21 protein-coding genes are annotated in these 22,838 nt (G+C 39.2%); 5 read left to right on the top strand and 16 right to left on the bottom strand.

The genetic code is table 11. The features are described from left to right. Window positions 1–137: 137 nt before the first annotated feature. The 3 genes from ACSQ2E_RS04505 to ACSQ2E_RS04495 all read right to left on the bottom strand — a co-directional run bounded on the left by ACSQ2E_RS04505 (window position 138) and on the right by ACSQ2E_RS04495 (window position 2,780). Window positions 138–1,664, bottom strand: a complete 1,527-nt coding sequence (locus tag ACSQ2E_RS04505; RefSeq protein WP_159362670.1) for a multicopper oxidase family protein — start codon at window positions 1,662–1,664, stop codon at window positions 138–140. A 139-nt stretch (window positions 1,665–1,803) separates the two neighbouring features. Then, entirely contained in the window at window positions 1,804–2,043 is a 240-nt protein-coding gene (locus ACSQ2E_RS04500) for an SHOCT domain-containing protein (protein WP_159362671.1), read from the bottom strand. A gap of 134 nt (window positions 2,044–2,177) precedes the next feature. Next, on the bottom strand, window positions 2,178–2,780 hold the full coding sequence (locus ACSQ2E_RS04495; protein WP_159362672.1) for a YdhK family protein: 603 nt from the start codon (window positions 2,778–2,780) through the stop codon (window positions 2,178–2,180). Between the two features lie 165 nt (window positions 2,781–2,945). On the opposite strand from ACSQ2E_RS04495, the gene ACSQ2E_RS04490 reads away from it, so the two are divergent. From ACSQ2E_RS04490 to ACSQ2E_RS04475, 4 genes are all read left to right on the top strand, one after another. Next, the gene (locus ACSQ2E_RS04490) at window positions 2,946–4,325 is read left to right on the top strand and encodes a sensor histidine kinase (protein ID WP_252189222.1); all 1,380 of its coding nucleotides are present in this window, start codon (window positions 2,946–2,948) and stop codon (window positions 4,323–4,325) included. Continuing rightward, window positions 4,322–5,008: a response regulator transcription factor gene (locus ACSQ2E_RS04485; RefSeq protein WP_159362673.1), complete on the top strand. Its 687-nt coding sequence runs from the start codon at window positions 4,322–4,324 to the stop codon at window positions 5,006–5,008. The genes ACSQ2E_RS04490 and ACSQ2E_RS04485 overlap by 4 nt, the downstream gene beginning before the upstream one ends. Window positions 5,009–5,035: 27 nt before the next feature. Continuing rightward, window positions 5,036–5,953 carry a F510_1955 family glycosylhydrolase gene (locus ACSQ2E_RS04480; protein WP_159362674.1) on the top strand — a complete coding sequence of 306 codons (918 nt, stop codon included), beginning with the start codon at window positions 5,036–5,038 and terminating at the stop codon, window positions 5,951–5,953. A gap of 94 nt (window positions 5,954–6,047) precedes the next feature. Next, a complete protein-coding gene (locus ACSQ2E_RS04475; protein WP_350448808.1) occupies window positions 6,048–6,713 on the top strand; it encodes an urease accessory protein UreH domain-containing protein in 666 nt (221 codons plus the stop codon). A 179-nt stretch (window positions 6,714–6,892) separates the two neighbouring features. Here ACSQ2E_RS04475 and ACSQ2E_RS04470 read toward each other — a convergent pair whose 3' ends face one another. Then, complete coding sequence (locus tag ACSQ2E_RS04470; RefSeq protein WP_159362676.1) at window positions 6,893–8,935, bottom strand: heavy metal translocating P-type ATPase; 2,043 nt, start codon at window positions 8,933–8,935, stop codon at window positions 6,893–6,895. 265 nt (window positions 8,936–9,200) lie between these two features. Further along, window positions 9,201–10,025 carry a prolipoprotein diacylglyceryl transferase gene (gene lgt, locus ACSQ2E_RS04465; protein ID WP_159362677.1) on the bottom strand — a complete coding sequence of 275 codons (825 nt, stop codon included), beginning with the start codon at window positions 10,023–10,025 and terminating at the stop codon, window positions 9,201–9,203. Window positions 10,026–10,196: 171 nt separating this feature from the next. Here lgt and ACSQ2E_RS04460 point away from each other — a divergent pair, with 171 nt between their 5' ends. Beyond that, a complete protein-coding gene (locus ACSQ2E_RS04460; RefSeq protein ID WP_159362678.1) occupies window positions 10,197–11,792 on the top strand; it encodes a multicopper oxidase family protein in 1,596 nt (531 codons plus the stop codon). A gap of 165 nt (window positions 11,793–11,957) precedes the next feature. Here ACSQ2E_RS04460 and ACSQ2E_RS04455 read toward each other — a convergent pair whose 3' ends face one another. The 11 genes from ACSQ2E_RS04455 to ACSQ2E_RS04405 all read right to left on the bottom strand — a co-directional run bounded on the left by ACSQ2E_RS04455 (window position 11,958) and on the right by ACSQ2E_RS04405 (window position 22,820). Then, window positions 11,958–12,344, bottom strand: coding sequence for a VTT domain-containing protein (locus ACSQ2E_RS04455; protein WP_159362679.1), 387 nt, complete (start codon window positions 12,342–12,344; stop codon window positions 11,958–11,960). Window positions 12,345–12,490: 146 nt separating this feature from the next. Then, window positions 12,491–13,348 carry a hypothetical protein gene (locus ACSQ2E_RS04450; protein WP_159362680.1) on the bottom strand — a complete coding sequence of 286 codons (858 nt, stop codon included), beginning with the start codon at window positions 13,346–13,348 and terminating at the stop codon, window positions 12,491–12,493. A 12-nt stretch (window positions 13,349–13,360) separates the two neighbouring features. After that, the gene (locus ACSQ2E_RS04445; protein WP_435989499.1) at window positions 13,361–15,784 is read right to left on the bottom strand and encodes a heavy metal translocating P-type ATPase; all 2,424 of its coding nucleotides are present in this window, start codon (window positions 15,782–15,784) and stop codon (window positions 13,361–13,363) included. A 79-nt stretch (window positions 15,785–15,863) separates the two neighbouring features. Beyond that, window positions 15,864–16,073: a copper chaperone CopZ gene (gene copZ, locus ACSQ2E_RS04440; protein WP_159362682.1), complete on the bottom strand. Its 210-nt coding sequence runs from the start codon at window positions 16,071–16,073 to the stop codon at window positions 15,864–15,866. A gap of 13 nt (window positions 16,074–16,086) precedes the next feature. Next, window positions 16,087–16,425 (bottom strand): metal-sensitive transcriptional regulator, encoded by a 339-nt coding sequence (locus ACSQ2E_RS04435; RefSeq protein ID WP_159362683.1) that lies wholly within the window; start codon window positions 16,423–16,425, stop codon window positions 16,087–16,089. Between the two features lie 96 nt (window positions 16,426–16,521). Further along, entirely contained in the window at window positions 16,522–17,139 is a 618-nt protein-coding gene (locus tag ACSQ2E_RS04430) for a nitrite reductase (protein ID WP_232353719.1), read from the bottom strand. 21 nt (window positions 17,140–17,160) lie between these two features. Then, window positions 17,161–18,165 carry an ABC transporter ATP-binding protein gene (locus tag ACSQ2E_RS04425; RefSeq protein ID WP_159362684.1) on the bottom strand — a complete coding sequence of 335 codons (1,005 nt, stop codon included), beginning with the start codon at window positions 18,163–18,165 and terminating at the stop codon, window positions 17,161–17,163. After that, complete coding sequence (locus ACSQ2E_RS04420; protein ID WP_159362685.1) at window positions 18,158–19,135, bottom strand: ABC transporter ATP-binding protein; 978 nt, start codon at window positions 19,133–19,135, stop codon at window positions 18,158–18,160. Before ACSQ2E_RS04420 ends, ACSQ2E_RS04425 begins: the two co-directional genes overlap by 8 nt. Before the next feature lie 3 nt (window positions 19,136–19,138). Further along, entirely contained in the window at window positions 19,139–19,996 is an 858-nt protein-coding gene (locus ACSQ2E_RS04415; RefSeq protein WP_159362686.1) for an ABC transporter permease, read from the bottom strand. Then, window positions 19,989–20,966 (bottom strand): ABC transporter permease, encoded by a 978-nt coding sequence (locus ACSQ2E_RS04410; protein ID WP_159362687.1) that lies wholly within the window; start codon window positions 20,964–20,966, stop codon window positions 19,989–19,991. The genes ACSQ2E_RS04415 and ACSQ2E_RS04410 overlap by 8 nt, the downstream gene beginning before the upstream one ends. A 72-nt stretch (window positions 20,967–21,038) precedes the next feature. Then, window positions 21,039–22,820, bottom strand: a complete 1,782-nt coding sequence (locus ACSQ2E_RS04405; protein WP_435989498.1) for an ABC transporter substrate-binding protein — start codon at window positions 22,818–22,820, stop codon at window positions 21,039–21,041. Window positions 22,821–22,838: the final 18 nt, after the last annotated feature.

Below are 22,838 nucleotides of genomic sequence, written 5' to 3'. Positions count from 1 at the left end.
GGGTTTTTTTATTCCCTAACGTTTCTCCTTTTTCCTTGTTTATCCCTACACTCTCATTGTGAATTTTTACAGTTGGAGAAATTCCATAGCGTCGAAACACTAAAATTCAACTCTGAGCCCAGTTCTAAATAGATATATTAGTTTGGCTGGTTATCTTTTTCACCGCCTAACTCAAACGGTGAATATACCCCTTCATAATCCACAATCGTCACCATTCCCATATCAGCATGGTTGTTATCGTGGCAGTGGAACAGCCATTCTCCTGCGTTATCCGCCTTGAAGTAGATGACATATTCTTCCCCGGGTTTCACGTGAATTAAGTCTTTCACAATTGGATTTTCAAATTCTTCCCCGTTTTTAGAATTTACCTGGAACCGGTGACCATGCAGGTGCATAGGATGATTCATTCTTCCTGTATTTCTCAGTGTCACTTTTACAATGTCACCTTCCTTTACCTGAATAGGCGGGGTCTCGGGGAATGTTTTATCATTTATTTGGAAAGACATTCCTTCTCCCATGTTCATTCCCATGCTTAAATCCATGTCGTAATTTACATCTGGATCAGGGGTATCTTCGAATAGGAGTTTTTCACTTCCATATGAAATACCTTTTGCTGTATCCTTTCCGGATGCAAGCACAACCTCTTGATCCGACGCTTGGTTATTATTCTCTGATATCACCGGGATCACCATGTCTTCCGCATTTTCTATGTTCTGTTCCTGACCGATGAAAGCAGTCTCCTGGGTTCGTTTCGTAAACTCCACATCGATTCGCTCGCCAGGTGCAATTTCTAGTACATTGGAAGTGTTTTTTTCTGATATAACCTTTTCTGCATCATTGGCAATTACACGCATAGAACCTTCCGGGAAGACTAATTTATGCACCTGATAACCCGCATTAACGAACCTCAACCTTGCTTTTTCACCTGATTCCATCTTAAGTGGTTCGATGGCATCCCCTGATTTACCGTTCACGGTAAACGTGTCGTACATTTGTTTCGTATCCGCTTCACCGTCACCGGACATAGCTCCCTGCATCATCCCCCCCATATTCGACATATCCCGTTTATCCTGATCTACCGCCCATTCATCAAGAATGAAAAACTCATCCTTTTCATATTCTTTTTCCTTTTCTTCAATAACAAGTGAACCATAGAGGCCTTTATCCACCTGTTTTGAGCTTTGTTGGTGAGAGTGATACCAATAAGTCCCTGCGTCGTTTGCTATAAATTCATATGTAAAGCTTTCCCCAGGCTGCACCGCATCCTGAGTGAGTCCGGGAATTCCGTCCATTTTATTCGGTAATAGGACCCCATGCCAGTGAATCGTAACCGGAACGTTGAGTTCGTTCTTTAAATTTACTTTTACAAAGTCTCCTTCTTTAACCCGAAGCGGTTCTCCTGGAACTGTACCGTTATAGGTCCACGCGTTTACAATCTTTCCTTCACTGATTTCCCACTCTTTTTCTTGAGCGGTTAAATCAAATGACTTTACATTTCGTTCACCTTGCTCTTGTGCCCCGACCTTTAAAATACTCCTTTCGCCGCTTTTCACTCCCTCTGGTAAAGTCATATCACTTTTATTCCATGGAGAATTGAGATACAAAAAAACACCCATGATCACCAATATTGTAATAAGTATAGATCCTATTATTTTCCTGTTCATCGTTGAGTCTCCTTAATACATTTTTTGAATCACTACCACGGTACCCATCTCTCATGCAGAATCTTTGCAAGTAAATCGTAAACGAAGACTGCGCCATTTAAGGCGCAGTTAGTGAACACGAAACAGAAACCTCTCAACTCTATTGTTCCAGTTTTCTCTTAAGCCGATCGTATTCCTCTTCAGTAATTTCTCCTTTTGCCAGCCTCTCCTTTAATCGATTCAATGCTTGGTTGTTCATGTTTTGAGTTGGAGGACTGGCATCTCCTTTTGGATTTGACCTCATCATCCAAATGAATACTCCAATGATGGCAAGGATGAGAATAATAAAGAGAAATCCGCTTCCAAAAAAGCCACCGCCCATACCTCCGCCGTTCATCATAAAATCATCTCCTTATTATCCTTATACCCACTACCGTATTTTATAAACTAGAAATTATCCATGTTTAATTAAATTTCGTAATAGTTTACAAAAAAGAGCATATCCACAATGTACGGATGAGCTCTTTTCGTTTATCATTGTTCTTTGGATGACAGCTCACTTTCCGTAACCCATTTATGATTTTTCACTTCTTCTCCGCCATCCGTTGGGGTGTAATCGACCATATAGACGGTTGTTTCTTCAGCTGAATCAATTGCGGCTTTAGCACCATCCATTCCTTCCATGTGGTTGGCATTTAATACGACTTCATCTGCCTGCTTATATGGTTCTTCCCTGAGGTTCTCCAATTCTTCATGGATGACCCACTTGTGGTTTTTAACTTTTTCACCACCGTTTGTAGGCGTATAAGTAACAGTGTATACTACAGTGTCATAAGCACCTTGGATAGTCGCCTCTGCACCTTTCATCCCCGGCATATGATCCGTTTCGAGTAAGGCATTGCTTCCGACTGCATATTTAGGGTTTTCTGCCTCCTTCAAGCCTTCTGGAACTTCACCCGAACCAGAATGATTCATTTCACCATGGTCCATATCATCCATCTCTTCTTTTTCTTCCATCTTCTCTTGATCACTTTGGTTTTCGTTGTTTTCTGTCTTTTCCCCGTTGTTGCTAGAACAAGCCCCCAGAACAAGAATAGATAGTGTTACGAAAAGCAAAGCAATTCTTTTGATTGTCATGTTGACTCCTCCTTACTTACGTTTCATTAAAATTTTACCCTGTAGATATGCAAAATATATGTAGAAACAAAAACTATTTATAAGCTAGAGTTAACTGTTAAAACTGCACACTTTCTTCAAAAATAAAATGTAAACTTATTAATAGTTCAGAATTGAGGGTTGATAATGAAGATATCTACCAAGTTAACGGTATATTTCACGATTGCAGTATTTATTTTGGTTGTTTTCATCTTGGTTTTTCTCCACGAAAGTATCGTGAACAGTAGGATAGATGAAGAGATAAATTCCATTCAATCCAGAGGTGAAAGTCATCGTGACATATTAGAGGATAATTACACTCAGCAAACCCTGCAGCATATAGCCCTGATGGAATCAAGGACAAGTGCAATCGTTGTTGTTACTGACAAACAAAAAAACATAATTATTGCTTCGGACAAGGTTTCACCTGAAATGGAAGGGGTTATAGAGAAAGCTGTTGTAGCTTCTTATCCCAATAGCAACATGCTAAAAAAAGACTACCGTAATGACGATTACATCGTATCTATGTCTTCTTTTCGTGCAAGTTCTCAGGAAGGCTATATCTTTATGTTCAAACCTACTGGCCCTTTAAGAAAACTAATCAAGGAACTAAATTCTCACTTTCTAATTGCAGGCTGGCTGAGTTTAGTACTAATGATTATTATTCATTTTATTCTTTCCAAGATTTTAACCCGGCCACTAATTAAAATGAAGGCTGCAACCGAGAGTATCAATAGAGGAGATTATGATGTCATGCTTCCTCAAGCTGGAAATGATGAAATTGGCCAATTGTCACAAGCTATACAGAAGTTATCTGATGATTTAAAGTCAATAAAAGCAGAGAGAGCTGAATTTCTAGCAAGTATCTCTCATGAACTTAGAACTCCTCTAACTTACGTGCAAGGCTACACTACTATTGCAAAGAGAATAGAAATCGGGGAGCAGGAGCGAAAGGAATATCTTCATATTATCGAGGAGGAGACCGGTACAATTGTCCAGCTAGTGGAAAATCTATTTGAACTTGCAAAGCTTGATGAAAATACCTTTACTATTTACAAGGAAACAGTGGAAATTGGGCCTTTATTAAATAGATTATATACAAAGGTTAAGCCGGCATTTGTTAATCAAAACATTCAATTACATTTTGTAGATTGTACAACTAATATGGTCATCTATGCAGATCCGATACGTCTGGAACAAATTTTCTTGAATCTGCTGGATAACGCTAAGAAATATTCAAAAAAAGATACGATGGTCACTCTTACTGTCACCTCTGACTCGAAGAATGCTATCTTCTCGCTTGAAGATGAAGGTATCGGTATCCCTGAAGATGAAATTCCGAATATCTTCACACGCTTATATCGCGTTGAAAAGTCTCGTTCTAGAGAACATGGGGGATCAGGGCTTGGACTATCAATTGTAAAAGAGCTGGTTGAAGCACACAGAGGTGATATTCAGGTGAAGAGTACAATCGGAAAAGGAACGATTATACAACTGTATATTCCTATCAAGGAGGGTTCTAAATGAAAAACATTCTTATTGTAGATGATGAGGCGAGAATGCTGAATCTCATTGAACTTTTTCTCAAACCGCGTGGGTACTCATGTGTTAAAACTAACAACGGTCATGAAGCCATCCAGCAATTGAGGAAGAGAGAATTTGATTTACTGCTGCTTGATATCATGATGCCAGAGATGTCTGGTTGGGAAGTATGTGAAAAGATCAGGACGTTTTCGTCGGTCCCAATCATCATGCTTACTGCAAGGGACACAAAAGCCGATCTTATCAGAGGCCTTGAACTCGGAGCAGACGATTATCTCACAAAACCATTTGACGAAGAAGTGCTCCTGGCCAAAATTAAAGCAGCTTTGAGAAGGCACAAGAATGAGTTCAAAACATCTAACTCACACCTCTTAATCAGAGGGGATTTCAGTTTGAATTATCAGTCATTCACACTAATTCATAATGAAAAGCAAATATCACTCACTTTGAAGGAATTTAAATTACTAGAAGCATTAATGAAGAAGCCTGAACAAGTGTATACAAGGCAGCAGCTTCTATTGATGGTATGGGATAATCATGCGGAAACTGAAATCCGCACGGTAGATTCTCATATCCGGAATCTTCGTGAAAAGTTAAAATCCGCTCACTTTCCCATTGAGAACCACTTGACCACCATTTGGGGATTTGGTTATCAGTGGAAAGTATAAATAAACAAGAAGGCAGGAGAAAATTATATGAAACTTAATAAAGCAATTGGTATATTAATTGGATCTGGATTACTAATAACCGGATGTTCCTCTACAGCACAAGAATATAAGTTCGTAAGTCCAGAATCAGAAAATGTCGAACACCTACATGGTGCAGGATACCCAAATAATGACGATGCTTTTTTTATAGCCACTCACAACGGACTCTATAAATATGAAGAAAACAAATGGACAGAGGCTAATCGCAATAAACATGATTACATGGGATTCTCTCCATATAAAGACGGTTTTTATTCCAGCGGGCATCCTGAGAATGGTTCTGACTTGAAGAACCCACTGGGAATCATCAAGAGTACTGATCAAGGGAAATCTTTAGACAAGCTGGCATTCTATGGGGAAACTGACTTTCATTATCTTTCTGCAGGATATGAATCCGGTCAGTTGTTTGTCATAAACCAAGAACCTAATTCTACATTGGAAACAGGCCTTTATTCTTCAAGCGATGAAGGGGAAAACTGGAACAAGAGAAAAATGTCAGGAATCGATCCTGCTAAGTTGATTGGACTTGCCGCCCATCCTGATAAAAAAAATCTGTTGGCTATAAATAGTCAGGAAGGGATCTTTTTCTCAGAAGACGGCGGGGATACCTTTTCACCAATAATGCAAGGAACACCGGTTACCAGTGTAGTATTAAACGATAAAACCGGGGTATATTCGAGTTTAGAAGAAGAGGGTATCAGCTTGATTAAATTTAACTTGGAATCACTTGAAGAAGTAGAATTACCGTTACCTTCAATAAATAACGATAATCCTATCATGTTCATAGCACAAAATCCAAAGAATCAGTCAGAAATGACGTTAGTGACATACAAAAATGATATCTACCGTACGTCTGACGGCGGCAAGAACTGGACTGAAATTATGGACAGTGGAAAACCTAAGTGATAATAATGAATAAGGTTGTGTAAGTATGTATGAAATACTAACTAGAATCAGTAATACATTAAGTCTCCCGTTTTACAATATGGTGGATAGTTTAATGGATTTTCCTATTTTAGTTGCATTAATCTTAGGATTAATCGGTTCACTCGCGCCCTGCCAGCTCACTACGAATATCAGCGCTATCACAATTTATGGAACCAGCAGTATCCAGTCTAAAATGAAGTGGACAGAAGTACTATTTTTTATAGCAGGGAAGATCATTGCCTTCTCTTTGCTTGGTCTATTATTTTGGTGGATTGGAAATGATTTCAGATCTAATAGCACTATTTTTTTCTCTGCATTCCGGAAGGTTATAGGTCCCATGATTATTTTTATTGGTTTATTTTTATTAGGCTTCTTCAAGTTGCGTTTCATTAATAAACTATCAAGTTGGATTCCAGTTACATTTAAAGAGGGGAAATGGGGATCGCTTTGGATGGGAATCAGTTTTTCAGTTGCTTTTTGTCCAACTATGTTTATTTTATTCTTTGTAACCCTAATGCCAGTTGCCATTTCTTCTCCTTCAGGCTTTATACTACCGTCATTGTTTGGAATCGCTACATCTATTCCACTTTTAATTATTCTATTCATGATTAGCTTTTTGGAACTTGATGGATCGTTGATTAAAAAAAGCAGAAAGGTAGGTTCCTTGGTTCAGAAGTTTTCTGGGGTAGCCTTAGTTATCCTTGGGGTTTTTGATACGCTCACGTATTGGAGTTTGTAAACCAACAATTAAAAAGAAATTCTCATGAGAAAGTATATGATATATGTAAATTTCATTTTCAAATGAATATATAGTAAAAGAGCATCGAAAGAGATGCTCTTTTACTATATTGTGATAAATGCTGTTAAATTTCTTAGAGTGTTCCTCAAGTAAGTCACCTGCGCGTTACTCAAAAAACCTTAAACTTTCAATAAACGTGCATTAATAGCTACTATCACGGTACTGAGTGACATTAGTACCGCTCCGATTGCCGGACTTAGTACAATTCCTGCATTGTACAGTACTCCAGCTGCCAGCGGAATAGCTACAATGTTATAACCGGCAGCCCACCATAAGTTTTGAATCATCTTCCGATACGTTGCTTTCGATAATGAAATAATGGACACAACATCATTCGGATTACTCTTTACCAATATAACATCCGCTGTTTCCATTGCCACATCAGTACCCGCTCCCACCGCTATACCAAGGTCGGCGTTTGCAAGAGCCGGTGCATCATTTACACCGTCACCTGTCATTGCTACTCTCAGACCTTCTTTTTTCACCTCCTTGATCTTTTCAGCTTTTTGGTGAGGCAACACTTCTGCATAAACCTCATCAAGATCTAAATTATTCGCCACCCAGTTGGCCACCTGCTTGTTGTCGCCCGTCAGCATCATAGCACGGATATTGAGTTCTTTTAATCGTTTCATGGCTTCCTTGGAGCTTTCTCTCACTTTATCCGCCAGAGCAATCATGGCAGATAATTCTTCCTCAACAAGTACAAACACTACAGTTTTCCCTTCACCGGATAGTTTTTCATAAATATCTTTATCATAGGAAATCTTCTCTTCAGCCATATAACCAGGACTGACCACCATTACGCTCTTGCCATTAATGCTCCCTTTAAGGCCCTTACCTGTAATGGATTGGAAGTTTTCCGGTTCTGATAATTTAATTGAACGTTTTTCAGCTTCCTCGAAAATTCCTCTTGCAATTGGGTGCTCTGACTGGGCTTCCAATGAGGCAGCGAGCCTTATAACTTCTTCTTCCGAACTTTCAACCAATTGTATATCAGTGATACCAAACTTACCTTCTGTCAACGTTCCAGTTTTGTCGAATACAATTGCATCAAGGATTCTTGCACCTTCAAAGCTAGCACGATCTCGAATTAACAGCCCCCTCTTCGCAGCAATTGCCGTCGATCTTGCGACTACGAGTGGAGCAGCCAGCCCCAATGCGTGCGGACAGGCAATAACCATGACTGTTACCATTCTTTCCAATGCGTAAACAAAACTTTCCCCTATTAACAGCCACACTGCCATTGTAATGATGCCCGCTAAAAGAGCTATATAAAACAACCATTTAGCTGCACGGTTTGATAAGTCTTGTGTTCGTGACTTTGATTCCTGTGCTTCTTTCACCATCGTCACGACCTGTGAGAGATAACTGTCTTCCCCTGTTTTCTCCACTGAAACTGTCAAAGAGCCTTCACCATTGATTGAACCGCCAATGATTTGATCTTCTTTGAATTTTTCAACAGGCACTGATTCCCCTGTTAACATTGACTCATCAAGTGAGGATTCTCCTTTAATGATCATTCCATCGACCGGTACTTTTTCCCCCGGCTTAATCAAAACCTTGTCCCCCTGTTTCAATTCTGAAGTCGGAACATCTTTTACATTTCCTTCTTCATCGACGAGGTGAGCTTCTGACGGCATTAACTTCACTAACTCCTCCAATGCACGTGAAGCACCCATGACCGATTTCATTTCAATCCAGTGGCCAAGGAGCATGATGTCAATCAACGTTGCCAACTCCCAGAAGAAGTTTTTTCCGGAAAGACCAAATACCGTAAGCGAACTATAGACATAAGCTACGGTTATGGCCAAAGCAATCAGTGTCATCATTCCAGGTTCTTTTCGCTTTAACTCTTTCCAGGACCCTTCAAGAAATGGCCATCCACCATAAAAGAATATAAACGTAGCAAGGCCGAATAAAATATACATATCGCCAGTAAATCTTAAATCTATCCCTAAGAATTCCTGAATCATAGGTGAGAAAATCAGTATCGGAATAGTGATGATGAGCGAAATATAGAACCTTCGTTTAAAGTCATCAACCATATGGGCATGATGAGAAGCATGATCTTCCTGCTCCCCGTGTACATGTTCATTTTTCATCCCTGGTTCTCCGTGAGACTCTCGGTGCCGATGATGATCATGTGAATTTTGATGATTCATCCAAATATTCCTCCTTCATAAACAATCTTTCAATTAGTAATGCCCTAAAAATATGCAGAATTCATGAAAATCAATACCTTTACTATTAACAAAAAAGCATAACAGTCAAATTGCATGGCTGTTATGCTTCATAATAAGTTCAATAATTGTAATTATACTGTCATTGGGATGCACCTGTTACTGAGGGCATACTTCAGCATACAAATTTAGATGCACATGCATCACATAATTTCAATGCTGCACAGCCGTTGAGCGTCGCAAGTCATTAGTGCCTCCGATAGCTGTGAAGATAAGGTTCAAGTCTATACTTCTTTCTACGGTAATACATCAGAAAAATAGCTATGCAAATAATGAGCAACGAAACCAATTGAGCTACTCGAATACTGTCTGTAAGCATTAGACTGTCTGTCCTCATTCCTTCAACAAAAAATCTGCCCGTGGAATACCAAATCAGGTAAGTGAGGAACACATCTCCCTGCTTTAATTTTGTGAACTTTTTTCTAATAGTGATCAAAACAATAAATCCCAATAAATTCCACATTGATTCATAAAGAAATGTCGGATGATAATAATTACCCTCGATGAACATCTGATCGACTATAAAGTCAGGCAGGAACATTGATTCTAGAAACTCTCTGCTCACTTGAGTTCCATGAGCCTCCTGATTGATGAAATTACCCCATCGTCCAATAGATTGAGCCAAGATCAAACTCGGTGCAGCAATATCGGCGACTTTCCAAAAAGATATGCCTTTTTTATAACAGTAAATAATTGTGGTTAATACCGCCCCAATCAACGCACCATGAATGGCTATTCCGCCTTCCCAGACAGCAATGATATTCAACGGGTTTTCTTTATAGTATTCCCATTCAAAACTAACATAATAGATTCTTGCAAAAAGAATGGAAATAGGAATTGCCCAAATCAAAAGATCCGGAAATACGTTATGGTCCAGACCTGTCTTTCTGGACTCTTTAGTAGCCAGCAAGAACCCTATCAGTATACCTAACCCTATTATTACTCCATACCAGTAAACAGTAAAGGGTCCAACTTCTATTGCTATACGGTCTATCGTGTTTATGTCCTCCACTGTAAAACATACCTCCTTTTAATAGGATAGTTTATCTGATAAATAAGGAGAAATTATGAATTAAAACACTTTTTTATTTAATTGTGAACTTTTTATTACATAAATCTATTTCCTTAAGTTTTGCATTTATTTCACTTAATCTTAAGTTATAACTTTTATGGAGGTAACAAGATGAAAAAGTTTATTTTATTTAGTTTTTTCCTGTTTTTCACAATTATATTAACTGCATGCTCTTCACAAGAAGACGAAATGGGCGGCATGGAGCATAGTGAATCCAACGATAACACCAAACAAAGTTCAACTAATTCTGACGGTCAATCAGATGGAGTAAAGACAGTCGATACAGAAACATTGACAGGTAACGAATTTACAATCACTGCAAAAGAAGGAATCCATCAACTAACTCCTACAACCAGCGTTAACGCATTAACCTTTAACGGATCAGTTCCAGGTTCACAACTTCGAGTCAAACAAGGGGAAAAAGTAAAAATTAATTTAAAGAATGAATTAAACGTCCCAGTTACTATTCACTGGCATGGAATTACTGTTCCTAATGACATGGATGGTATCCCAGGGGTTACTCAGAATGCCGTTCAACCCGGAGAAATTTTCCAATATGAATTCACTCCTGAAGATGCAGGTACCTATATGTACCATACTCACCAAAATGCAGTCGATCAAATGGATAAAGGGCTATATGGATCTTTAACTGTCGAGCCAAAGGAAGTCAGCTATGACAGAGATTATACGCTAATGCTCGATGAATGGATAAGCGAAGAAAAGAACTCGGGTATGGATGAGATGGGAGGCATGGACCATGAAAACATGAATTCAGAAGGGGGTCAGAACGAAAACTCTGAAAAAACGGAGAACGATGAGGAAAATTCTATGGGTCATGATATGAGTGAGTACGATGTATTCTCCATAAACGGTAAAAGTGGGGAAGCAATAGAACCACTCAAAGTCAAGGAAGGAGAAAAGGTTCGACTTCGCCTTGTGAACGTTGGCTTTTTGTCCCACAAGATACATTTACATGGACATGATTATAAAGTAGTCGCAATTGACGGTCAGGAAATAACGAATCCACAGAAACTTAAAGACGAAGTTGTCTCCATCGCTCCAGGTGAACGCTATGATATCGAATTCACTGCAGACAATCCAGGTGAGTGGTTCCTCGAATGTCATGGTGAAATGGAAGGCACAAAAGGAATGAAGACTTTAATAAAATATGAAGGTGCAGAGACCAGTGTAGATAAGTCAAATCAAGCTCAAGAATTGCCGGAATTTAACTTTACATCGTACGGGGAACCTGAGGAGACTAAGTTCAGCCTTGATCAACAATATGATGTCGAATATACAATGGATTTGAATACCGCAATGAACCACGAAGGAATGGCCTATACAATCAATGATAATACGTTCCCTAATACAGAAAATATCAAGGTAAATGAAAACGACCTTGTAAAAGTTACATTGACGAACAATTCGAAAAGTGATGACCACCCCATGCATCTACACGGACACTTTTTTCAAGTATTGAGTAAAAACGGTAAACCAATAGAAGGTTCACCCATTTGGAAAGATACAATAAATTTAAAGCCCGGAGATGAATACGTAGTGGCCTTTAAGGCAGATAACCCTGGAAACTGGCTATTCCATTGTCACGATCTTCATCATGCAAGTGCTGGAATGGTCAATATGGTGAAATACAAAGGTTTTACACCAAATTTTACTCCAGACCCTGAAGCAAATAACCAGCCGGAATGATAAGTGTGCTTACTGATAAATATATTAAGCCCTGTAGTATTCTTTAATAACCTACAGGGCTTTATATCATATTTGCCAGTACAATACTTATTTTTTTATTCTTTTCATCTTGAAATTCAAATAGCCCAGGACCATTACTGTAGGAGCCACCATTAAAATCAAACTTCACTGCGATGCTTTAATTACATTCACAACAATCATTGCTTCCATTAAAAGAGCTGGAATTTTCCCAATGGTGCTGATTATCGAAAACGCCACAATGTGAATGTTGCTGAAAGCTGCAGCCACGGTCACCACACTCGAAGGAATAAATGGTACAATTCTAAATGCAAACAACAGGAATATCCATTCATTCCCCTGAGCATTTTTTAATTTAACAAAATATTTGTTTCTGGTTACTTTGTAAAGCTTTGAAGAGGAAGTCCCTCTTCTGTACAATACAAATCTGATAATAGTTCCTAAAGATTCACACAGGATTGATACTACGATTCCTGTTTCCAGTCCAATCAGAGTTAAATTCATTTTGGTGTTATAAAAAAGTTGGTAAAACACCTATAATACTGATAAAAACATTGATTGCAATACTGAATACAGCAGTAAAGAGTTTATTGTCCTTAATATTTTGTCTATGATGTCATTACAAAGATGCGTGAACCAATCCATCTTAACTTCATTCCTTCTTAATTTTTGGAGGTTCCTCAGTTCACATTCACTACATACGGAAACACGAATACTTCCCCGTCAAATTTAAATTCTGCCCAAACTTTATAAAGTCCTGGTTCAGCAAAACTTGTTGCAAAGATAGGATTTTCGCCTTCTAATGGATGAACATGAAGATATTCCTCGGCATGTGCATCCAAGATAACCACATGGCCAAGGGCTCCCAAGTATTGCTCGGGTACTTCCCCGTTCAAATCAAAGTGCAACTCCACTTCCTCACCGCTTTTCAGGGTACTGGGGTTTAATGTTACTTGATGAGAACCGATTTCCACAGAAAGCTTTTCACTTTCAATCAATTTAGCGTGATGGCTATCTGCACCTTGCTCACCTATGTTAAAAGAAATGGCTTCAACATGATAACTCTTGTTGGTTGGCTTGATATCGACAAATGCTTTATAGCTTCCATCTACTAAATCGTGGTTTACCTTGAATGTTCCTTCTGAAGTTTTTTCTGGATGCAAGTGTTTGTATATTTCCATATCAGATCCTACAATAATTAGATGAAGTAATTTTTCGTGATTGATATCTAATTCGTCTACAGGATTGCCATCTGTATCTTTCACCATGATGGAGATTGAATTATTTTCTGCAGCTACATCGACATTGACTTCGCTTCCCTCCACACCTTCACCGTGTTCGTCATGGCTGTCTGATTCAGTTGATGTTTCTTCATGTTCACCGTGAGTATCGGCAGGTTCAGCGGTTTCATGGCTATTATGGCTTTCAGATTTTTCGTTTGAAGCCTTTTCATCCGACTGAAACACTTGTGAATACACAGTATAACCTCCAACTATTAGCAATAGATATACAAGTGCAGATACAGCCCACTTTTTCATCTTCTATCCCTCCTATAATTTCACTCTTTGTAAACGTAAAGCATTAAGTACGACTGAAACTGAACTGAAGGCCATCGCCGCTCCAGCAAGCCAGGGAGCGAGGAAGCCGAGGGCTGCAATAGGTATTCCCAATGTGTTATAAGCGAACGCCCAGAAAAGGTTTTGTTTAATATTTATAATTGTTTTTTGGCTCATTCTAATGGCATCTGCGATACTATTTAAATCACCACGTATTAGTGTGATATCAGCTGCTGCCATCGCTACATCTGTACCTGTTCCGATTGCCATTCCGATATCAGCTACAGCAAGGGCCGGGGCATCATTGATCCCATCTCCTACCATAGCTACCTTCTTCCCTTTCTTTTGTAGCTTTATGACCTCTTCTGCCTTCCCTTCAGGCAATACTTCCGCAATGACTTGACTGATACCCGCTTCCTTGGCAATAGCATTCGCAGTTTGCCGGTTGTCTCCAGTCATCATAATGACTTCTAACCCCATATCTTTTAATCGTTCAATAGCTTCTTTAGATGTATTCTTAATGGTATCTGCCACTGCAACTAATCCAGCATATTGACCATTGATGGCAACGAGCATAGCAGTTTTTCCTGCTTGCTCAAGCTGATTTTTGATCTGCAACACCTTTCCTCCAATTGACACTCCTTCTTTGTTCATTAATTTAATCGTGCCAATGAGAACATTGTTAGAATCAACCTTGGCTATCACACCAAATCCAGGAACCGCTTCAAACTCAACGTTTGCATCAAGATTAATCCCTTTTTCCCTTATCCCTTCGACAATGGAAATAGCCAAAGGATGTTCAGAGGGTTTCTCTGCAGCGCCTACTAAGGTTAGAAATTCAGTTTCGTCAATATCTTGATGAGTAATCACATCTGTCAGAACAGGGTTTCCGTTGGTGACCGTTCCCGTTTTATCTAAAACTACTGTTGAAATTCTATAAGTCGTCTCAAGATGCTCTCCACCTTTAAATAAGATGCCGTGCTCTGCTGCACGGCCAGACCCGGCCATGATTGATGTAGGTGTTGCTAATCCCAATGCACATGGACAAGCAATAACAAGAACAGCAATCATTTTTTCTAAAGATTCAGCAAAGTTACCAGGTGTAGCCCATATATACCAGGTGAAAAACGTAATAATCGCTATCACCACTACCACAGGTACGAAAACCCCGGATATTTTATCGGCAAGACGTTGTATAGGAGCTTTAGATCCTTGTGCTTGCTCCACAACTTTAATAATTTGAGCCAGGGCAGTATCCTTTCCTACTTTTGTAGCCCTCACTTTCAAAAAACCATTCTTATTTAACGTGGAGCCAATCACCTCGTCGCCTTCTGATTTATCTATCGGAACACTTTCCCCAGTCAGCATGGACTCATCAATAGCTGATTTCCCTTCGATGACCACCCCATCGACCGGGATCTTTTCTCCTGGTTTTATGTAGACGATATCTTCTACAAGAACCTCTTCTAACGGCAACTCGAGCTCTTCTCCTTTACGAAGTACAGTGGCGGTTTTCGCTTGTAAACCCATTAGTTTTTTTATTGCTTCTGAAGATCTGCCTTTGGCCTTCACTTCAAAGAGCTTTCCGAGAATGATCAACGTAATTAATACTGCACTTGTTTCAAAGTATAAACTGACCATATGTTCAGTACTTCCTATCGATTGAATGGATAAGTATATACTATAGAAATAAGCAGCTGAAGTTCCTAGCGCTACCAATACGTCCATGTTTGCACTCTTATTTTTCAATGCTTTATAGGCACCTACATAAAACTGTTTCCCTATTATGAATTGAACAGGCGTCGCTAAAGCAAATTGAACCCAAGGATTCATAAACATTTCCGGTAAATAGATAAAAGAAGTGAACTCAAAATGACTCACCATCGCCCATAATAATGGCATAGAAAGAATGGTAGAGAAAACAAATTTTCCTTTTTGGTTCTCTATTTCTTTCAGTCGATGATCTACTGCAGCTTGTTGATTTGTATCGATGTTCTCTCTAGCTCCATATCCTAGCTTTTCTATTTTTTTCATGAGATCGTTTACTGTGAGAGTGGATGGATTATATTCAACAGTAGCCGTTTCCAAAGCCAAATTAACTGTTGCTTTAAAAACCCCGTCTAATTTATTCAATCCTTTTTCAATTCTTGTTGAACAGGCCGCACAAGTCATACCGGATATACTTATTTCAACTTTCTCTGTTACCAGATCAAACCCCAGATCCTTTATCTTTTCTTGTATTTTACTTTCATTCACATTCTTAGAATCAAATGCAACTGTAGCTTTTTCCAATGCCAAATTGACCGTGGCATTCTTAACACCTTCCAGTTTGGTCAGTCCTTTTTCTATTCTTCTAGCAAATGCCGCACAAGTCATTCCCGTTATTTGCATATTGAATTCTTTAGAATTATCAGTCATTATCAGACCTCCTTATACCTATATGGGGTATATTCATTTCCAAAAGAAATCGTGCACATAATGGCACGTTTTCTTTTATTTATTCCTGAATATCGTATCCTTGATCATCAATAGTTTCTTTGATCGTATCAATAGAAACATTAGAGGATTGATATTCAACGTCGACTGTACCTGAATCAAGATATACTTTCACATGTTGAACTCCATTTAATTTCCCTACACTTTCTTCTATGGCTTTCACACAGTGACCACATGACATACCTTCTACTTGCAGCGTTACTTTTTCCATCTCGATCCTCTCCTTATTTCTTCATTAATTTTTGAATGGTTACCAATACTTCATCAAGTACTTCGTTGTCTCCAGCTTGAATGCGTTCTAAGACACAGGATTTCATGTGACCCTCAAGTAATATTTTCGCTACACTATTTAGTGCAGATTGCGTGGCCGATATTTGTGTTATAACATCATCACAATACGTATCACGTTCTATGAGTCCTTTGATTCCTCTAATTTGACCTTCTATCCTATTCAGTCTTGTTACAAGGTTATTTTTTACTTTATCTGAATGATGGCTCTTTCGATCACCATCCGTTGCACAACAAGAATCCATCTCAATAATATTTTCTGGATTAGATGACATTTCGCAACCCCTTTCAAACGATTTGGTTAAAACAATGAAAGTGCTTTCCATCATATTCAAATTACATGATTTCAAGCTGTATGACAAATATTTAGACTATTTAATCGATTGCTTTATTTCATCAAATCCAATCCTCTTTATGAACTTTGCAACGCCTTCACGTTTTCTTCCCAATTCCTGATACTTGGCAAGAAAACGATCGATATAAAGATAGAGTGCTTCTGGTTCCAAATTCTCGAAAAGCAGAGTACCTGCCTCAGCGTCCTTACCTTTGGATTTCCCTCCTATATATAGATTATATTTATCCCTTATTTTCATAATACCGATATCATTTACTAGAGGCTCTCCACATCCTACGGGACAACCAGTATAAGCCATCTTTACAGTAAAGGGCACTTCTTTTCCCGCAGTTCGCTCATTGATTTCCTTCGCAACAGGCATTCCTTCTTCGAGTTCACCCTTACAAAAATTACAAGTGCGCAGGCTTTTAACCACATTGCCTACCGGGTAACATTTTAACCCAGCTGCTTGAAATTCCTGGATGGTTTCATCCACTTCATCTTCTGATACTTCCAAGTAAATTTGTTGGAACGTGGTTAATTCCAACTCGACATCCCCTATGCGATTCGCAATGACCATTAACTGTTTGGAAGTCAGCTTGGCACCGAATCCAATCCCTCCGTTTACTGCAATTTTAGTTTTCTTCCCTTCCAAAGCTGATTACTCCCTTCTCCACTAAGATGTTTTCTCTAATAACTCCTCATGACAATGACAAGAAACTTCATGATTCTTACCAAGGGTTTCTAGTTGAGGCTCCATATCATGACATTTAGTTTCTTGGTGAGGACATCGGTGAACAAAAGGACAACCTTTCAACTCTTGAGTAGCATCGACTTCTCCGTCCAGGATGATCTGGTCACGATGTTCAATAAAATAATTCAAATCTTTTACCACAGAAACTAATGCTTTAGTGTAGGGATGAGATGGTGATTGGATAATCTTCTTAGTTGGCCCGATTTCCACTACCTTCCCTTGGTACATCACTGCTATCCTGTCGCACATATAGCTTGCAGTCGTTAAATCATGGGTAATGAACATCATTGTCAAGCCCATTTTCTTTCTTAAGTCTAATAATAAATTTAAAATCCCTGCCCTTACAGAAACATCCAACATTGAAGTTGGTTCATCCGCCGCAATAAATAATGGTTTTAAGATCACTGCTCTTGCTATGGCAATCCGTTGTCTCTGACCACCGCTTAATTGATGAGGATACCGATACATAAAATCTTCTGCTGGCCTTAATTCTATTGATTCTATCGCTTCTTTTACTTTCTTTAATTTCTCTGGATGAGATAGGTGCTTTTCATGTGCATTTAATGGCTCCATTAAAATATCTAATATTCGCATCCCTGGGTTTAATGTATCGTAAGGATCCTGAAAAATCATTTGCATCTTTTTCCGTACTTTGTTCGTTTGAGCATCATTTAATTTACATAAGTTTTCTCCCTCGAATTCAATCTTTCCTGCACTTTCTTTCATTAATCTCATTACCATCCTTGCGGTAGTTGTTTTCCCGCATCCACTTTCACCTATGATCCCTAATATTTCCCCGCGCTTTATATCTAAATTAATGTCATTGACAGCATAGACTTCTTTCCTCACCCGCTTAAAAATCGGTCCAGTTTTTTTCACAAATGTTTTCTGTAGGTTTTTGATACTGAATAATACTGTTTTATCCAATTTTATTCTCCCCCTTTTCTTCTAGGAAGCAAGCAGTAAAATGGCCTGGTTTAACTTCTCTTAGTTCAGGAGTGTCTGTTTTACATCTTTCCATTGCAAATGGGCATCTAGTTTCAAACCTGCAGCCTCTGGGAGGGTTCACTAAGTTTGGAACACTTCCTGGAATGGAGATTACTTCCCTTTCAGGGTTTGCCAGGTCTGGTGTAGCTTTCAAAAGAGCTGAAGAATAAGGGTGTCTTGCATCGTTAATTATATCTTCAGTAGAAGCCCATTCTACAATCTTTCCTGCGTACATGATAACGATTCTGTCACATATTGCTGTTACCATTGGAAGGTCATGGGAAATCAAAATGACAGAAAGATTTAATTTTCTTTGCAAGTCTTTTATCAGGGCAATGACTTGAGCCTGAGTCAAAACATCCAAACCTGTTGTTGATTCGTCAGAAATGACCAGCTTAGGGTTGCATGCAAGCGCCATGGCAATTGCAACACGTTGTTTCATCCCTCCGCTAAACTCATGCGGGTAGCTTTTCCAACGTTCTCCATCTATACCAACCAACTCTAACAATTTTTTGACTCTGATTTCCGCTTCTTTTTTACTTACATCTTCATGTAGGAAGATAGCTTCCATTATTTGTTCTCCCACGGTATAGACTGGATTAAGAGCATTCATCGCGCTTTGAGGAATAACAGAAAGTTCCTTCCACCTTAAATCAGTAAGTTCAGAATCAGAGAGTTTCATAATGTTTTTTCCGTTTAATTGAACTTCTCCAGAAACCACTTTCCCAGGATATTCAATCAAACGTAGAATAGACTGTGCAACTGTCGTTTTTCCGCATCCTGATTCACCGATAATCCCCAGCATTTCTCCTTCTTTTACCGAGAAAGAAACGTTTTCCACTGCTTTTGCTATTCCTTTATCTGTTTTGAAGTAAGTTGACAGATTCTCCACTGTGAGTAAGGAATTCATTTATCACCGCTCCTTTCTTAATCGAGGGTTAAGGATTTCTTCCAAGGAATACCCCGTGAATGCAAACCCTATAACCAGCGTAGTGATCAGAAGCCCAGGAGGAAGTATCCACCATACCCACGCGTCCGTTAAGAAAGCACCTCTTGCTTGTGCATAGTATAAAATGGTGCCCCAGCTCTTTGTAAATGGGTCTCCTAATCCAAGGAAACTCAATGAAGCTTCTATTAATATCGAATGACTTGCTGCCAGTACAAACTGGGACAAAGCAATGGGGATTACCCCTGGTAAGATATGTTTTGTCAGAATGACCCTAATATTGGTACCAATCGATTTGGCGGCCTCCACGTATCCTTTTGTTTTTAACGATAGCACCTGTGATCGTATTACACGGGCTGGACTCGCCCATGAGATCAAACTTATGACCAGGATGATATTCCAAAAGCTTGGCCCGATGAAAGCGGCTAATAATATCATAAGGGGCAGGAATGGGATTACAAGGATCAAATCAACGAACCTCATTAACATCGAATCTATTTTCCCTCCGTAATATCCTGCTATGACTCCTACTAGGCAGCCAATGACAATGGAAATTAAAGCCGCAACAATACCAATTAGCAAGGAGACTCTTGTACCATAAATCAATTCACTGAAGATATCCTGACCTACATCATTAGTTCCGAGAAGAAAGTCACCATTTGGTTTTATAAAGGGGCCTCCCACCCTGACACTCGGATCATAGGGTGCTATAAGAGGTGCCAGCAAGGCGATAAGCAAGAACATCAATAAGATCCCAACACCTAGCATCCCTAAGTTGTTTGATGAGAGAACGGACCAATAATTTTTTAATTTTTGTTTATCCATTATTTTTACCCACTTTCGGGTCCAAGATAGGATAAATCAAATCAGCAAATAAGTTTGCAAGGACCACACTAAAGGTGATAATTAAGAAAGTGGCTTGAATCAAAGGGTAGTCCCTGCTTAGTACAGATTCAAACATCAATCTGCCTACACCAGGATAAGCAAATACCGTTTCGATCACGGTAGCTCCGCCCAGCATAAACCCTAAACTAAGCATAAAGACTGTAGCTACAGGCAATAACGCATTTCTCATGGCATGCTTATATTTAATGACTTTCTCTTTAACCCCTTTTGCTTTTGCCATCATGATATAATCTTCACCCAATACACTTAACATTGAATAGCGCATAATCATAAATGTGCTGGTTACCGAAATCAATACTAGCGTCGTTAAGGGTAATGCTAAGTGCTTCATAATATCGATAAATCGATCAATACCAGTTAGATTTGACCAGGCACTCTCAGCTCCAAACACCGGAAATAATCCAAGCTGAGCAGAAAAAATAGAAACCAGAATCATACCTACCCAAAAGGAGGGCATAGCACTCAGGAACATAAACACCGTGAGCAGGTTAGCATCGGTCTTTGTACCGCGTTTCCAAGCCGAAATTGCCCCGAACATAACTCCGATGACCGTTGAAATTACCAGCCCTAGCCCGGTAAGCAACAATGTCCATGGCAGTCGTTCCATCAAAAGGTCTGAGATAGGTCTTTTTTGCTGATAAGAGAAGCCAAAATTTCCAGTAGCGATGTTCTTAATATACGTTCCATATTGAACAAGAATCGGATCATTCAACCCGTGTTCATCCAATATTGCCTCTTTCTCACTGCTCGACATAAACCCAACATCTTCACCCGCTAGGAAAACCAAGGGATTGCCTGGCATCAAGCGCGGAAGAAGAAAATTCAGCGTGAGCATCAAAAAAATGACGATGGCATATTGTACAAACTTTCCAGCTATGAACTTTCCCAACTGTTACACCTCCACATTAGAATGTGAATCAAGGAGGTCTGATTCAAGTAATCAATCAGACCTCCTTATCACTTAAAAATCAAAATCATCTTTCGGTTTGCTTTTACCTTTTCGTTTAATAAAGAAGAAGCCGATGACCACTATAAGAATAAGCCCTCCAAGTATGAATAGGGTGTTTTTAGAACCCCCACCAGATGTACTTTGGCTGGCTACATCCCCAGTTGCTGCTTCTTTCTGGTCAGACGTTTTGATTTCGGATTTCTCACCTGAAACAAAGGATAGCTTATTAATAATCCCCTTCCCTACTTGGAAAACATATCCGTCGTATACTGATGGGTTATATGCATTAACGATCTCCTGGTAATATAAAGTGATAAAAGGAGAATCTTCTGCAACTAGTGATTGCATTTCCTTAATGACCTTCATTCTCTCCTCTTCTTTAAAAGTAGTGGATAATTGTTCAGACAATGCATCAAAGTCGGCATTCTTATAAGCACCAATGTTAACAGAACCTACTGCAGGATCGGAGTGGAACAACTCAACCATACGATCAGGGAATAACTGCATCGTGTTAGACCAACCCCACAGACCCATATCATAATCACGACCCTTTGTCACATCAAAGTCAGGCCACATTAGGGAATCAACAGTTGTTGCATCCATCGCTTTTACCGTATTTTTAATCCCAATCTCGTTTATTGCTTCTGAAACCAGCTCTGCTGTCCGGATTCTGATCGGACTGTTTGCATATACAAGAGTGGTAAGGTCAATCTTCTCTCCCTTTGGGTCTTCTCTAAAACCGTCCCTATCAACATCTTTAAAGCCCGCTTCTTCAAGGATCAGTTTCGCTTTTTCTTGATCGTATACAGGTTTCAATTCTGAATTATGGAATGTGGAAGACGGATGGATAAATCCTGGACTACCCACTTCACCATATCCGAGCAACAATGTATCGACTAGATTCTGCTTATCCACTGCATAATTAACAGCTTGCCTAAAGGCCGATTCTGTCATCGGATACTTCTCCGCATTAATTTGGAAAAGTGTCGTACTGTAACCAGGTCCCCTAGCCACTTTTAATGAACTATTTGATTCAAATTGCTCTACAAGTTCAGGTGATATACTAGAAGAAAGAGCATCGATTTCTCCAGCTTGAAGGGCATTCAGCATGGCTGTCGTATCTTCTATAATCGGAAAAACGATTTCTTCTATTGGAGGCTCCCCGTGAAAATAATCCTTATGGGCCTTCATCTTATAATATTGTCCTGACTTATGTTCTTCCAGAATGTATGGACCACTTCCAATAGCATTCGTTTCTTCATCTGGATTGCTTATTTCACTCCAGATATGTTTTGGTAGTATAGGTAAATCTGCAAGTGGTTGAATCATGAAGTTGGGATCTGCTTCTGATAAGGTAAGTGAGATTGTGGTTTCGTCTGATTGATCTATTGAGGCGATGCTCTTAAGAGGATTCGTGAAGCGAGACTTAGGATGATCGATAAAATATTCCATTGTAAATTTAACATCTTCTGTTGTCAAAGGCTTACCATCATGCCATGTGATATTTTCATGTAGTGTAAACTCATAGGTCAGACCGTCTTCACTAACATTGTACTCTTTAACTAACCATGGTTGAGGCTGATTGTCTTCATCTAACACAAACATGTTATCATAAAGAAGGTTCACCAAATCGAGGCCAGGATAACCCGTTACATAGGTGTAGGGATTAAGTCCATTTTCATCCTTTGTAATTCCGACTTTTAAGGATTTAGTTTTCTGATCTGCAAATACAGGGGTGAGATTCGAAATAACAAGTAACAGCGAGACTGCAATTAATAGTAGAGGTTTCTTCATCCTTTTTCCCCTTTTCAT

It is taken from the genome of Rossellomorea sp. LjRoot5 (assembly GCF_964253455.1).
Taxonomy (GTDB): Bacteria; Bacillota; Bacilli; order Bacillales; family Bacillaceae_B; genus Rossellomorea.
The sequence above is the reverse complement of the archived record's forward strand: the minus strand, read 5'-3'. Positions and strand labels throughout refer to the sequence as shown.